The sequence below is a fragment of the Motilibacter aurantiacus genome (assembly GCF_011250645.1).
GTDB classification, from domain to species: domain Bacteria; phylum Actinomycetota; class Actinomycetes; order Motilibacterales; family Motilibacteraceae; genus Motilibacter_A; species Motilibacter_A aurantiacus.
On sequence record NZ_JAANNO010000001.1, the window covers coordinates 676333 to 689795 of the forward strand.

At 74.0% G+C, this 13463-nt stretch carries 9 protein-coding genes; 6 read left to right on the plus strand and 3 right to left on the minus strand.

The features are described from left to right. The first annotated feature begins 15 nt into the window (after positions 1–15). Complete coding sequence (locus tag G9H72_RS03130) at positions 16–981, plus strand: helix-turn-helix transcriptional regulator (protein WP_166167167.1); 966 nt, start codon at positions 16–18, stop codon at positions 979–981. Here the strand turns inward: G9H72_RS03130 and G9H72_RS03135 are convergent. The 3 genes from G9H72_RS03135 to G9H72_RS03145 all read right to left on the minus strand — a co-directional run bounded on the left by G9H72_RS03135 (position 972) and on the right by G9H72_RS03145 (position 5029). Further along, positions 972–1889, minus strand: a complete 918-nt coding sequence (locus G9H72_RS03135; protein ID WP_166167170.1) for an SDR family oxidoreductase — start codon at positions 1887–1889, stop codon at positions 972–974. The two genes, G9H72_RS03130 and G9H72_RS03135, sit on opposite strands and share 10 nt — an antisense overlap. A 91-nt stretch (positions 1890–1980) precedes the next feature. Further along, a complete protein-coding gene (locus tag G9H72_RS03140) occupies positions 1981–2808 on the minus strand; it encodes a phosphatase PAP2 family protein (RefSeq protein ID WP_166167173.1) in 828 nt (275 codons plus the stop codon). Positions 2809–2845: 37 nt separating this feature from the next. Next, positions 2846–5029 carry an MMPL family transporter gene (locus tag G9H72_RS03145; protein ID WP_166167176.1) on the minus strand — a complete coding sequence of 728 codons (2184 nt, stop codon included), beginning with the start codon at positions 5027–5029 and terminating at the stop codon, positions 2846–2848. Between the two features lie 202 nt (positions 5030–5231). Here G9H72_RS03145 and G9H72_RS03150 point away from each other — a divergent pair, with 202 nt between their 5' ends. From G9H72_RS03150 to G9H72_RS03170, 5 genes are all read left to right on the plus strand, one after another. Continuing rightward, positions 5232–5864, plus strand: a complete 633-nt coding sequence (locus G9H72_RS03150; protein ID WP_166167179.1) for a TetR/AcrR family transcriptional regulator — start codon at positions 5232–5234, stop codon at positions 5862–5864. A gap of 61 nt (positions 5865–5925) precedes the next feature. After that, positions 5926–6753 carry an SDR family oxidoreductase gene (locus tag G9H72_RS03155; protein WP_166167181.1) on the plus strand — a complete coding sequence of 276 codons (828 nt, stop codon included), beginning with the start codon at positions 5926–5928 and terminating at the stop codon, positions 6751–6753. A 162-nt stretch (positions 6754–6915) separates the two neighbouring features. Further along, the gene (locus tag G9H72_RS03160) at positions 6916–9192 is read left to right on the plus strand and encodes a M64 family metallopeptidase (RefSeq protein WP_166167183.1); all 2277 of its coding nucleotides are present in this window, start codon (positions 6916–6918) and stop codon (positions 9190–9192) included. A 335-nt stretch (positions 9193–9527) separates the two neighbouring features. Beyond that, positions 9528–11990 (plus strand): M14 family zinc carboxypeptidase, encoded by a 2463-nt coding sequence (locus G9H72_RS03165; protein WP_166167185.1) that lies wholly within the window; start codon positions 9528–9530, stop codon positions 11988–11990. Positions 11991–12179: 189 nt separating this feature from the next. Continuing rightward, positions 12180–13235 (plus strand): NAD(P)-dependent alcohol dehydrogenase, encoded by a 1056-nt coding sequence (locus tag G9H72_RS03170; protein WP_166167187.1) that lies wholly within the window; start codon positions 12180–12182, stop codon positions 13233–13235. Positions 13236–13463: the final 228 nt, after the last annotated feature.

Sequence of the window (13463 nt, forward strand, 5' to 3'; positions counted from 1 at the left end):
GCGGCACGATGGCTCATGCGCTCCGAACGCCTCGTTGCCCTGCTCTTCACGCTGCAGAGCCGGCGGTCGGCCACCGTCCCGGAGCTGGCGGCCCAGATGGAGGTGTCCGAGCGGACCGTCCACCGGGACATCGCGGCGCTGCGGGACTGGGGCGTCCCGCTGTGGACCGAGCCCGGCCGGGGCGGCGGCGTCCGGTTGGTCGACGGCTGGCGCTCGCGGCTCGACGGGCTCACCACCCGGGAAGCGGTCGCCCTGCTCACGCTGGGCGCGCCCCGGGCGCTGGCCGGCCTCGGCCTCGGCACCGCAGCCTCCGCGGCGCACGCGAAGGTCGCCGCCACCCTGCCCGGTGCGGTGCGCGAACAGGCCCAGCAGCTGGCCGAGCGGTTCCACCTCGACGCCCCCGGCTGGTTCCGCCGGGAGGACGAGAGCGACGAGCTCGCCACGCTGACGAGCGCGGTCTGGTCCGAGCGCCGGGTACGCGCTCGTTACGGCAGCGGGGACGGGCAGGTGGATCGCGTGCTGAGCCCGCTCGGGCTCGTCCTCAAGGCCGGGACGTGGTACCTCGTCGCCCTGCGCGGCCCCGACGTCCGGACGTACCGGGTCGGCCGCTTCACGGCGGTCGAGGCGCTCGACGAGCGTTTCGAGCGCCCGGCCGGGTTCGACCTCGCGGCCTGGTGGGCCGAGTCGTCCGCGGAGTTCGAGCGCACGCTCCAGCGGGTGGCCGTGCGGGCCCGGCTCAGCCCGCGCGGGCTCCGGGCGCTCCCCCGTGTGCTGGACGCCGACGTCGCCCGGGCCGGCCTGGCGGCCGCCGGCCCGCCGGGGCTGGACGGCTGGGCCGAGGTCGAGCTCCGGCTCGAGGAGCCGGCCGTCGCGGCCGGGCAGCTGCTGGCGCTCGGCGACGACGTCGAGGTCCTCGGCCCACCCGAGGTGCGGTCTGCCTTCGTGGAGCTGCTGGAGGCGATGCTCGCCCGTCACCGGTAGCCGGTCGTGTCCGCCGGCTTGCCTGCGTCCTGGACCTCGACGACGAAGCGCCAGCCGTCCGGGCGGCTCCCGTCGAGGTCGTCGACGTCGTACGCGGTGGCCAGGTCGAAGCTGGACAGCGTCCGGCCGGAGAAGCGTGCGTGCTCCGGGTCGGCGGCGAGCGCGGCCACGCCACGGGCGACGAAGGCGGGCGTCTCCGAGATCGCGAAGTAGGGCTGCTCCTCCAACGCGTCGCGCCAGTTCTCCTCGCGCACCCCGAAGGTGTCGAGCATCGCCTCCGACCGCAGCCATCCCGGGGTCACCGCGACGGCGGTCACGGCGTACGGCTCCAGCTCGGCCGCCTCCCCGACGGCCAGCAGGTGCGCCGCAGCCTTCGCCACGTAGAACGCGAGCGAGGTCCCCTTGCGGTAGCGGGCGTTGTAGTCGGCCGTGCCGTCCGTCAGCTCGACCACGAGGCCGCCCCGCCGGCGGATCACGAGCGGCAGCAGGTGGTGAGCGGTGATGACGTGCGCGTCCAGGCCCAGGTGCAGCATGCGCAGGCTCGCGTCGAGCGGGTGCTCCCAGACCGGCTTGCCCCAGGCGAGGTGCACGTCCCCGCCCCACAGCCCGTCGACGAGCACGTCGACGCGCCCGTGCTCGCGGTCGAGCCGCTCGGCCAGCTCCCGCACCTGCTCCGGCACGAGGTGGTCGACGCGGACCGCGACCCCCCTGCCCCCGGCGTCGTCCACGAGCTGCGCGGTCTGCTCGATGGTCTCCGGGCGATCGACCTCCGACCGCTCGGCGCCGGACGACCTGCCGGTGACGTACACCGTGGCCCCGGCCCGTCCGAGCTCCACCGCGATGGCCCGGCCGGCGCCCCGGGCGCCGCCCGCGACGACCGCGACCCTGTCCTTCAGCGTCTGTGTCATGGGTCGAGGGTCCCGGCCAACCCTGACAAGCGACGTCAAGGTTGATCCACGGGCCCGACCACTGCACGAGCGCGGGGACGTCCCCCAGGGGTCAGGCAGCAGGCCCGGCAGGCCTCGGCCGAGGTGCGGCGAGCGGTGCCGTGCGGCGCACCAGGGCGGCCCACGCCACGAGGATCAGCGCGGCGCCGGCGACGGCGTCGAGCACCCAGTGGTTGGCCGTGACCACGACGACGAGCGCGGTCGTCGCCGGGTACGCCAGAGCGAGCGCCCGCAGCCACGGCCGCGGCGCCAGGTGGGCGAGGACCAGGCCGCACCAGAGCGCCCACCCCACGTGCATCGACGGCATCGCCGCCAGCTGGTTGACCGTCTGCGACGCCCCGCGCACCCCTCCGCCGTGGCCCGCCCACCAACCGACGTCGGAGGTCGCCAGCAGGACGTCCGTGTAGCCCGCGACGAGCCGCGGCGGCGCCGTCGGGTAGGCCAGGTAGCCGACGAGCGCCACCGCGGTGGGCACGACCAGCGCTGCACGCAGCCGGCGGTACTCCCCCGGCCGCCGCCACCACAGCAGCACGAGGACAGCGGGCGTGACGGTGTAGTGCAGGGCGGCGTACCAGTAGGAGGCCGCCACCTCGAGCCACCGGTGCCCGGCGACCGCGGAATTGAGCGTGGCCTCGACGTGCAGGCCGAGCGCCCGCTCGACGTCGAGCAGCTCGCCTGCGTGCCGGAGGGCGACGCCCAGGTCGTCGGTCGCCGCGAGCCGGATGACGTCGTAGGCCAGCAGCATGCCGAGCAGCAGCAGCGCCTCCTGCCACCAGGTGGGGCGCGGGCGGTCCAGCCACCGCCGGACGGCACCGGCCCCGGCGTCCGCACTGACCGGTGCGGACGGGGCGGCCCGCAGGTCGGGCGCTGGCATGGTCATGACTCTCCTCATCGGCACGCAGCGGCGGCGCTGCAGGTCAGGCGCCGACGAGCTCCCGATCGGGGCGGTCGGCCAGCTGCCGGGTGAGCTTCGCGCCCTCCACGTCGACGTTCGGCAGGACGCGGTCGAGCCCGCGCGGCAGCCACCAGGCCTTGTCCCCGAGCAGCGACAGCACCGCCGGCACGATGGTCATCCGCACGACGAAGGCGTCGATCGCCACACCGGCGGCGAACGCGAAGCCGAGCGACTTGATGATCGCGTCGTCGGCCAGGATGAAGCCGAAGAACACCGAGATCATGATGAGCGCGGCGGCGGTCACGACACGCGAGCCGTTCCGCATGCCCGCGACGACCGCGTCGTCCGGCCGGGCGCCGTGGGCGTACGCCTCGTGCATGCCCGCGACGAGGAAGACCTCGTAGTCCATCGCCAGGCCGAACAGGATGCCGATGAGCAGGATCGGCATCAGGCTGACGATCGGCCCGGTCGTCTCGATGCCGAACAGCCCCGCCAGCCAGCCCCACTGGAAGACCGCCACGACGGCACCGAACGTCGCGGCCACGCTGAGCAGGAAGCCGAGCGTCGCCTTGAGCGGCACGAGGATGCTGCGGAAGACCAGCATCAGCAGCAGGAAGGCGAGCCCGACGACGACCGCGAGGTACGGGACCAGGGCGTCGTTGAGCTTCTGCGAGACGTCGATGTTGAGCGCGGTCGTGCCGGTGACCATCAGCTCGGCGTCGGCCGAGCCCGTGAGCGCGGCCGCCCGGTCGCGGATGTCCTGCACCAGGCCCTGCGTGGCCTCCGAGCTCGGCCCGCTGCCGGGGACCAGCGTCATCAGCGCGGTGTCGTCGGCCTGGTTGCCCGCCGGGTCGGTGACCGCGACGACGTCCTCGAGCTGGGCGAGCCCGGCCTTCGCCTGCTGGGCGGCGGCGACGGCCTGCCCGGCGGGCGCCTCGACGACGAGGACCAGCGGCCCGTTGAACCCGGCGCCGAAGCCCTGGCTGAGCTGGTCGTACGCCTTGCGCTGCGTGCTCTCGGGCGCCGCCGTGCTGTCGTCCGGCAGGGCCATCCGCAGGTCGGTGACCGGCAGCGCGACCACGGCGAGCCCGGCGACCGCCAGCCCGAGGACGGGGACCCGGGCCTTGACGACGGCGCGGCCCCACCTCTCGCCGAACGGCACGTGCCCGGACTCGTGCTTGGCGCGCGCCCGCTTCGGCAGCACCCTGCCGCCGGCGAAGCCCAGCACGGCGGGGAGCAGGGTCAGGGCGATGACCACGGCGACCGCGACGGTCGCGGCAGCCGCGAGCCCCATGGCGGTGAGGAACGGGATGCCCACGACGAAGAGCGCGCCGAGGGCGATGACCACCGTGAGGCCGGCGAAGACGACGGCCGACCCGGCGGTGCCGACGGCTCGCCCGGCCGCCTCCTCGCCGTCGACGCCCCTGGCGAGCTCGGATCGGTAGCGGGTCAGGATGAAGAGCGCGTAGTCGATGCCGACGGCGAGGCCGAGCATGAGCGCGAGGGCCGAGGTCGAGGAGCTCAGGTCGAAGAAGCCGGTCGCGACCTGCACCCCGGCGAGGCCGAGGCCGACGCCGAGGATGGCGGTGAGGAGGGGCAGGCCGGCCGCGACCAGGGACCCGAACGTGATCGCGAGGACGACGGCCGCGACCAGGACGCCCATCACCTCGGTGGCGCCGCTGTGCGACGTCTCCTGCGTGGCGTCACCGCCGTACTCGACCTCGAGGCCAGCGGCCTTCGCGGCGTCACCGGCCGCGAAGAGCGCGTCCTTGGCCTCGTGCGTCACGTCACCCGCGCCGACCGAGAAGGTCACGGTCGCGTACGCCGTCCGCCCGTCCTGCGACACCGTGCCCCCGGCGAAGGGGTCGGTCACCGCGGCCACCTGCGGGGCCTCCTGCAGCTGCGCCACCGCGGCTCCGATCGCCGTCTTGGGGCCGGCGGCGTCCAGGCCCTGTGCGCCGGCCTCCGGGGTGGCAGTGAAGACGACGCGTGCCGTGGCGACGTCGCCGGACGAGCCGAGCTTGTCCTCGATGACCTCGAGCGCCCGGCTCGACTCGGTCCCCGGGATCGAGAAGGCGTTCGAGGTGGGGCCGGACAGCGTCGCCGCACCGAGGCCGCCGGCCAGCAGCAGCGCCAGCCACAGCGCGGCGACCAGCCGGCGGCGACGGAAGGCGAGCCTGCCGAGCCGGTAGAGGTACGTGGCCATGTCTGTGCTCCTGAGCTTCCTGGGGTCCGGCGGTGCGTTCTTGCCGCCCGCGCCGTGGCGGAACCAGCTCCACTGCTAGTCGATCGGCAAGCAGAACGTACATCTGAACCTAGCCGGTCGACTAGTTGTTCCTAGCCGAACGGCCAGAGTGACGCTTGCCACTCGGCAAACAGGAACCTCCGGCGGTGACTAGCCTGGGGACATGACGGGGACGGCGGGTGCCTCGCGGGGCGCGCGCACGGGCGACCGGCGCCTCGGACGCGCGGGCGTCGACGAGACGGCCCTGCGGCTCTTCGCCGAGCACGGCGTGGCCGGCACGTCCCTGCAGATGATCGCCGACGCGATGGGCGTCACGAAGGCCGCCGTCTACTACCACTACAAGACCAAGGACGACCTCGTCCTCGGCGTGCTGGCCCCGGTCTTCGCCGAGGTCCGGCGGGTCGTGGAGCGCGCGCAGACCCAGCGCAGCCGGTCCGCGCGCGTGGACACGCTGGTGACCGGGCTGATCGGGATCGTCGTGGAGCAGGGGCCGCGCTACGGCGTCTTCAACGGCGACCTCTACGTCGCCGAGCTGGCGAGCAAGGACCCGTGGCTGCAGTCGGCCGGCCCCCTGGTCACCGAGCTGTTGCTCGGCCCCGACCCGGACACCGCGGGGCTGGTCACGGCCTCCATGTTCTTCGCCTCGCTCACCGGGCCGCTGCGGGACCCGGTGCTCAGCGGCCTGCCGCCCGAGCAGCTGCGCGCCGCGATGCTGGACGGCGCGCACCGGCTGCTGCGCATCCCACGGCGGCCGGCCGGCCGCCCGCCCGGGGCGGACCCCGGCGAGTCAGCCTGAGCGGTTGCCACGCGCAACGGGTAGGACGGCGGGCGAACCCGTCGCACACCCTGGAGGCGCAGTGCAGACCGCGAGGACCTGGCTCATCACCGGCACGTCGCGCGGCTTCGGCCGCGAGTGGGCGGAGGCCGCCCTGCGGCGCGGGGACCGCGTCGTCGCGACCGCTCGCGACACCGGCTCGCTGCAGGGCCTGCAGGAGGCGTACGGCGACGCGGTGCTCGCCCTACCGCTCGACGTCACCGACCGGACGGCGGCGTTCGCGACGGTCGACCGCGCGTTCGAGCACTTCGGCCGGGTCGACGTCGTCGTGAACAACGCGGGCTACGGGCAGTTCGGCATGATCGAGGAGCTGTCCGAGGCCGAGCTGCGCGACCAGATCGAGACCAACGTGTTCGGCGCGCTGTGGGTGACGCAGGCGGCGCTGCCCCACCTGCGCGCGCAGGGCGGCGGCCACATCCTGCAGGTCTCCAGCATCGGCGGCATCTCCGCGTTCCCGAACATCGGCGCGTACCACGCCTCCAAGTGGGCGCTCGAGGGCTTCAGCCAGGCCCTGGCCCAGGAGGTCGCGGACTTCGGCATCCGGGTGACGCTCATCGAGCCCGGCGGCTTCAGCACCGACTGGGGCGGCTCGTCGGCGCGGCACGCGACACCCCTGCCGGCGTACGACGAGTTCCGGGAGAAGGCCGCGGAGCAGCGGCGGCGCCGGACGTCCGCCGCGGGCGACCCGACCGCGTCCGCGGCTGCCGTCCTCAGGCTGGTCGACGCCGAGAACCCCCCGCTGCGGGTCTTCCTCGGCACGGCACCGCTGGGCATCGCCACGGCGGACTACGAGCAGCGCCTGGCCACCTGGCGCGAGTGGGCGTGGCTGTCCGAGCAGGCGCAGGGCTGACCGCCCGGCCCCCACGAGGGGCACGGCCGAGGCCCGCGCCGAGCACGTCGCCCGGCGCCTGACGGAGCGAGGGCGCCCCGAGTCCGGACAGGTGTCGGATGCAGCAGGGTGGACGCGACGGAAGTATGCGCAGAAAGCGCGCCGCTTCCCGAGAGGAACCCGATGATCCGAAGAGTCGCCGCCCTCGGCGCGGCCGTGCTGGCCGCCGCGCTGCTGCCCACCGTCGCCCAGGAGACCGCCACCGCCGCCGTCGGCGAGCCCAGGGTCGTCCCGCTGCAGGTCACCGGCGACGCCGCCGACCGCTTCTCCATGGTCGTCATGGGGGACGGCTACACGGAGGCCGAGCTCCCGGAGTTCCGCGCGGACGTCGAAAAGCACCTCAACGTGCTGTGGAGCATCGAGCCCTTCCGCAGCTACCGCAACTACGTCAACGTCTACCTGGTCGAGGTCCCGTCGGCGGACTCCGGCGTCGACTGCGACCCGGACCTCACCTCGCCGCGCAGGGACACCGCCCTGGGGATGGGCTTCTGGGGCGGCTGCAACCCGAGCAGCGTCCAGCGGCTGCTGACGGTGAACAACACCCTCGCCCGCCAGTACGCCACCCTGGCGACCCCGGACTACGACCAGATCCTCGCGATCGCCAACAGCGACACCTACGGCGGTGCGGGAGGCGCGTACGCCACGGCATCGGGCGGCAACGCACTCTCCGCGCTCATCACCCCGCACGAGCTCGGCCACTCACTCGGTGGCCTGCAGGACGAGTACACCTACTACGGACGAGGTGTCCCGGGCGGACGCTACACCGGCGGTGAGCCCAGCTCCATCCATCACACCCTGCTGACGGAGGAGCAGATGCTGGCGCAGCAGCGCAAGTGGTGGCGCTGGCTCGGCGAGCCCAGCGAGTCCGGCGGGGTGATCGGGCGCTACGAGGGCGGCCAGTACTTCGACAGCGGCATCTGGCGCCCCAGCAAGCACTCGATGATGATCTCGCTGGGCTACTACTTCGACCAGGTCTCCCGCGAGCGCATGACGCAGCGCATCTCCCAGCGCGTCAACCTCATCGAGGACTCGACGCCGACCTCCGCGCCCGTCGGGCGCACCGACGTGCTGTGGGTCGAGACCGCACACCCCGTCCACCACGACCTCGATGTGACGTGGTCCGTCGATGGAACTGTGATTCCCGATACGCAGAACAGCCGTGACCTGGACCTCGAGACGCTCGCGCTCGCACCCGGCTCGCGGGTCACGGCGACGGTCGTGGACCCGACGGCCTTCGTGCGCGACCCGGCCGTGCGCGCGACGATGACCGCGACCCGGGCCTGGACCGTGGGCGAGGCGACGTCGCCCCCCGGCACGACGCCGCTGCGGTTCACGTCGTGGACCCGGACGGAGCGGCCTCTGGGGGCGCAGGACGTCGTCCACGCGGAGACCACGCACCCGGTGGGCTCGGTCCCGACGGTCACCTGGCGGCTCGACGGCACCGTCGTCCCGAGCCCGACGAAGGCGCGCAGCTTCGACCTCGGGGCCCGGGCGATCTCCCCCGGCAGGCACACCCTCACCGCCACCGTCGGGGCAGAGACCCTCACGTGGACGGTCGACTCCGCGCCCCCGACCGTCGGCTACGAGGTCTCCGCGCCGCTCACGACCTTCACCGCAGCGGACGGCACCGCGCACCACGTCTTCAACGAGCAGTTCACGATGGCCCTGCGGCCCACGGACGACGTGGAGGGCTACGTCGTCGGCGAGTTCCGCCGGGACGGGGACGGCTGGCACCACTACTACGGCTGGCCGGACTCCCCGGAGGGGACGCCGTACCACTTCACCCCGCGCGGCACCAACATCGCCGGCCTGGTCTACGGGAGCCTCAGCCCGGAGGGCCTCTCCCCCCAGCCGTGGGAGGAGCGCACGCCGGGCTACGGCACGCACCTTCTGGAGTACCGCGGCATCGACGCCGCGGGGAACATCGGCGGACAGGGCGCTTTCAACGTCTCCGTGCTCCCCTCGACCCCGGCGTGCACGTCGACGGTCACCGGGCGGGTCAGCACTCCACTGAACGTCACTTCTGGTGTCCTCTGCCTCCGGGGCGCCCGCGTCAGCGGGCCGGTGACGGTCGGCGCGGGCGCGTCGCTGATCGCCGACGGAGCCGAGATCCGCGGGCCGGTGACCGCCTCCGGAGCGGGCACGGTCCAGCTGACCGAGACGCTCGTGAGCGGCTCCGTCACGGTCGACGGCGCCACCGGGGGTGTGTCCCTGCTGGGCGCCGAGGTGCGCGGCGCGGTCACGCTCACCGGCAACAACGGCACGGCCTTCGCGCCGGTCGTGGCCGGTACGACGGTGAAGGCGCAGCTGCAGTGCGCCTCCAACGCGGTCGCCCCCGTCGACCTCGGGGTCGCCAACACCGTGAACAGCCGGCGCACGGGGCAGTGCGCCTCCCTGTAGCTGACCGCCGCAACCGGCCCGGACCGGGCGTCTCAGGGCATGAGACGCCCGGTCCGCGCCGTTGACGGGGTGACAGGTCGTCCGAAAGGCTGCAGCCATGTCCGGCACCTGGCTCACGTCCCGCGGTCACATCGACCTGCTGCTCGTCGCCAGCGCCGCCTGTCGGGCCTGCTGACGCGCCTGCCGCCTCGCAGGCACCGGCCCATCCCGCCGCGGGCCGGCCGCGGCCGTACGCCCTGACCCCCCCCCGGCCGGCCGCCCTCCACTCCCACGCCCCGCTTCCGCGTCGGAGCGTTCCCGCACGTCACCCACTCCTGAAGGAGAGCTCTGCCCTCATGCGTCGACCCCACCCCAGGACCGCGCTCGCCGTCCTGACGACCACGCCGCTGCTGGCGGCCCTCGTCGCGGTCCCGTCGGCCGTCCCGGCCTCGGCGACCGCGCTGCCCGAGGTGCCGAGCCGCACGATCGGCTACGACGAGATCCAGGCCTACCCGCGGGAGAACGTCCTGCCGGTGTGGCCGGTCGACGCCGACGACGCGTCGATCGCGATCGGCGTCGTGCCGTACCACGAGATCGCGCCGCGGCTGAACGCCCTGCAGGCCGCCGGCGACCGGGTGTCGGCCGGCGTCGTCGGCAAGTCCTCCTCCGGCTACGACATCTACGCCGTCACGGTCACCTGGCCGGAGACCGCCGCCGAGGCGCGACAGCAGGAGCGGTGGAAGCGCGAGATCGAGAACGAGCCGGCCCAGGCGCAGGACGACGCGCGGCTCAAGGCCGGCTACAAGACGCCGCTCTTCGTCAACGCCAACATCCACGGCAACGAGTGGGAGGGCACGGACGCCGCGCTGCGCGTCATCGAGGAGTTCGCCACGAGCAACGACCCCGAGACCGTCACGCTGCTCAAGCGCAACCGCCTCGTCTTCAACGTCACCGCCAACCCCGACGGACGAGTCCTCGGGACGCGCGCCAACGCGGCGGGCTACGACCTCAACCGCGACCTGACCATCGTGTCGCAGCCCGAGACCGTCGTGATCCGCGACCTCACGATCCAGACCCAGCCGGTCATCGCGCTGGACCTGCACGGCTACGTGTCGCCGACGCTGCTGCACCCGAGCACCCCGCCGCACAACGTCAACGACGAGTACGACCTCTACATCAAGCACGCGCTGCCGAACGCCCTCGGCATCGAGGCCGGCCTCAAGGCCCTCGGCTACCCGGAGACGCAGAGCGCGCGCATCCCCTTCCGCGACGACGCGCCCGGCGTGTGGGACGACTTCCCGCCGATCTACGTCCCCTCGTTCTCCATGCTGCAGAGCAGCATCCCCTACACGATCGAGGCCCCGCTCAACCCGCGCGGCAACCTGACCCCGGCGGAGCGGGTGCGCCGGTCGGGCATCAACACCGACGTCCACGAGGTCGCGATCCGCGAGTCGCTCGACTACATCCAGGAGCACCGCGACGAGGTCCTCTTCGACCAGGCCGAGGTGTTCCGCCGCGGCTGGGCAGGGGAGCCGCAGCGTGACCTGCCCGACGGCTACGTGCCCGGCTGGGGACCGGAGGACAACTACCACACGACGTTCCCGCGCTCTTACGTCATCCCCGTCGGCCGGGGGCAGCGCTCCGACACCGCCGCCGCCCGGCTCGTCGACCTGATCGTCGGCAGCGACGGCCGCGTCACGCAGGCCACCCAGCCCTTCGAGGCCAACGGCAGGAGCTACGAGGCCGGGTCGTACGTCATCGACCTGCACCAGCCGAAGCGCGGCCTGGTGAACTCCCTGCTCGAGCCCGGCGCCGACATCACCGACCGCGTCGACGACCTCTACGCCGGCCCGGCCGCGTGGAGCCAGGCGCTCACCTGGGGCGCGACGGTCGACACGCTGTGGGACGAGCTGCCCGGCGTCCCGACCAGGCGCACGTACGACGGCGTGGCCAAGGGCGGCCTGCCCGCCGGCACCCCGGACCTGCGCCTCGACATCCAGGACGGCGCCGACCTGCTCGCGGTCAACTCCCTGCTCGACCAGGGTGTCGACGTCTACCGCCTCGCCGACGGCTCGGTCGTCGTCCCGCACAGCGGCACCAACCGTCGGCTCGCGGCCGTCGAGACCCGCACCAACAAGGTGACGTTCACCGCCGCCCCCGCGGGCTGGACGGGCACGAAGCTCGACGAGGTCGTCGTCGGCTACCTCGGTACCGTCGAGGAGCGCGACACGCTGCTGGACAACGGCTTCGAGGCCCGCGCCCTGACCGCGAGCAACCTGGCCACGGCCTTGGCCGCGGACATCGACGTGCTGCTCGTCAACAGCAACGTCAACATCGGCGGCCTGAGCGCGCCCAACCGCGCAGCTCTCGACGCCTTCCTCGCCCGCGGCGGCGGTGTCGTCGGGCTCGGCACCCAGGGTGCGACGTTCACGAACGCCACGTCGCTGCTCGACGTGACCGCCACCGCCGGCGCGAGCCTGGCCAGCGGTGTCGTCAACGTGGTGAACAGCAACGGCCCGGTGGCCTCCGGCGCCGCCGCGACCTCCTGGGTCTTCCAGCCGGTCTGGTACACCGACGTCCCGGCGACCGCGACGGTCGAGCAGTCGTACGCCGCCGACCCGCTGCTCTCGGGCTGGTGGGCCTCGACCAGCGCCACCAACGGCCAGGCCGCTGCCGCCGACCAGGCCAGCATCGTCAGCGCGGTGAGCGCCGGCGGCAACGGCGTCGTGCTGATCGGCACCGACCCGACCGTCCGCCTGCACGCCAAGGGGCTGCACTCGCAGCTCGGCCGCGCCATCCTCTTCGCCGCGGAGCGCTGAGCCGCTCCTCCTGACGACCGCTGAGCGGGCCGGGCACGCGACGCGTGCCCGGCCCGTGGCGTCTCCTGACGCGTCTTCCCCCGGCCGTCGGCCGGCTCCCACGTCGCGATCGCCACACGCCGCGGCCGGGGTAGACGCCACCGGGGCGGGCACGGTCCTCGCACAGGACGTCGTCGGAAGGAGACCCCCGTGCGTGCGTTGCGCCTCATGGCGTGGAAGTCCGAGCCGGAGCTGGTCGAGGTCCCCGACCCGGCCCCGGGCCCCGGCCAGGTGGTCGTCCGAGTGGGTGGCGCCGGCGCCTGCCACTCCGACCTGCACCTCATGCACGACTTCGAGGCGGGAACGGTCCCGTGGAGCCCGCCCTTCACCCTCGGCCACGAGAACGCCGGCTGGGTGCAGGCCGTCGGGGACGGCGTGACGGGAGTGCGGGTCGGCCAGCCGGTCGCGGTCTACGGCCCGTGGGGCTGCGGCACCTGCGCGCGCTGCCGGATGGGCATGGAGACGCTCTGCGAGAACGCCCTCCAGTCCCCCGCGCCCGGCGGTGGCGGCGGGCTCGGTGTCGACGGCGGCATGGCCGACCTGATGCTCGTCCCCGACGCCCGCCACCTGGTGCCGCTGCCCGAGGGGCTCGAGCCGGCCACCGCCGCACCTCTCACCGACGCCGGGCTCACGCCCTATCACGCCGTGCGCCGGTCCTGGCCCAAGCTCCCTCCGGGCAGCTTCGCCGTCGTCATCGGAGTCGGCGGGCTGGGCCACGTGGCGGTGCAGATCCTCAAGGCCACCACGGCCACGACCGTCATCGCGGTCGACCGGCGGCCGGAGGCGCTCGAGCTCGCCCGGCGGCACGGCGCGGACCACGCGGTGGCCTCCGACGCCGACGCCGCGCGGACGATCCGCGAGCTCACCCGCGGGCTCGGCGCCGACGTCGTGCTCGACTGCGTCGGCGTCGACGCGACCCTCGCCCTCGGCGCCCAGGTCGCGCGTCCCCTCGGCGACCTCACGATCGTCGGCATCGGCGGCGGCAGCCTGCCGGTCTCGTTCTTCGGCGTGCCGTACGAGGTCAGCATCCAGACGATCTACTGGGGCTCGCGCTCCGAGCTCGTCGAGGTGCTCGACCTCGGCGCCCGCGGGCTGCTCCGGCCGCAGGTCACGAGGTACTCGCTCGACGAGGCGGCCGAGGCGTACCGCAAGCTCGCGGCGGGCGAGGTCGCAGGGCGCGCGGTCGTGACCCCGAACGCGTCCTGACCGCCTTCCCGCCGTGCGGTGCCCCGAGGCCGTGGCGGCCACCGCGGCGCACCTGGCCCGGCTGCAGGAGCAGTCGGGCCACCCGGCCGCCTGACCTGTCGGCATCCGGGAGCCCGCCTCCCCACCGCACGGGCTCCCGGGTGCGCGCCCGCCGCCGCTGCTCGGGGCGACGGCGGGCGCGCTGTCGGTATTCGGAGCCGGCGCTGGCGGGGATGCCCGCTGAGCGCC

What these genes read in the sequence shown, in the direction of transcription:
- G9H72_RS03165 (WP_166167185.1), top strand. Translation starts at nt 9,528, where the DNA reads ATGCGTCGACCCCACCCCAGGACCGCGCTCGCCGTCCTGACGACCACG.
- G9H72_RS03135 (WP_166167170.1), bottom strand. Translation starts at nt 1,889, where the DNA reads ATGACACAGACGCTGAAGGACAGGGTCGCGGTCGTCGCGGGCGGCGCC.
- G9H72_RS03145 (WP_166167176.1), bottom strand. Translation starts at nt 5,029, where the DNA reads ATGGCCACGTACCTCTACCGGCTCGGCAGGCTCGCCTTCCGTCGCCGC.
- G9H72_RS03140 (WP_166167173.1), bottom strand. Translation starts at nt 2,808, where the DNA reads ATGACCATGCCAGCGCCCGACCTGCGGGCCGCCCCGTCCGCACCGGTC.
- G9H72_RS03160 (WP_166167183.1), top strand. Translation starts at nt 6,916, where the DNA reads ATGATCCGAAGAGTCGCCGCCCTCGGCGCGGCCGTGCTGGCCGCCGCG.
- G9H72_RS03150 (WP_166167179.1), top strand. Translation starts at nt 5,232, where the DNA reads ATGACGGGGACGGCGGGTGCCTCGCGGGGCGCGCGCACGGGCGACCGG.
- G9H72_RS03130 (WP_166167167.1), top strand. Translation starts at nt 16, where the DNA reads ATGCGCTCCGAACGCCTCGTTGCCCTGCTCTTCACGCTGCAGAGCCGG.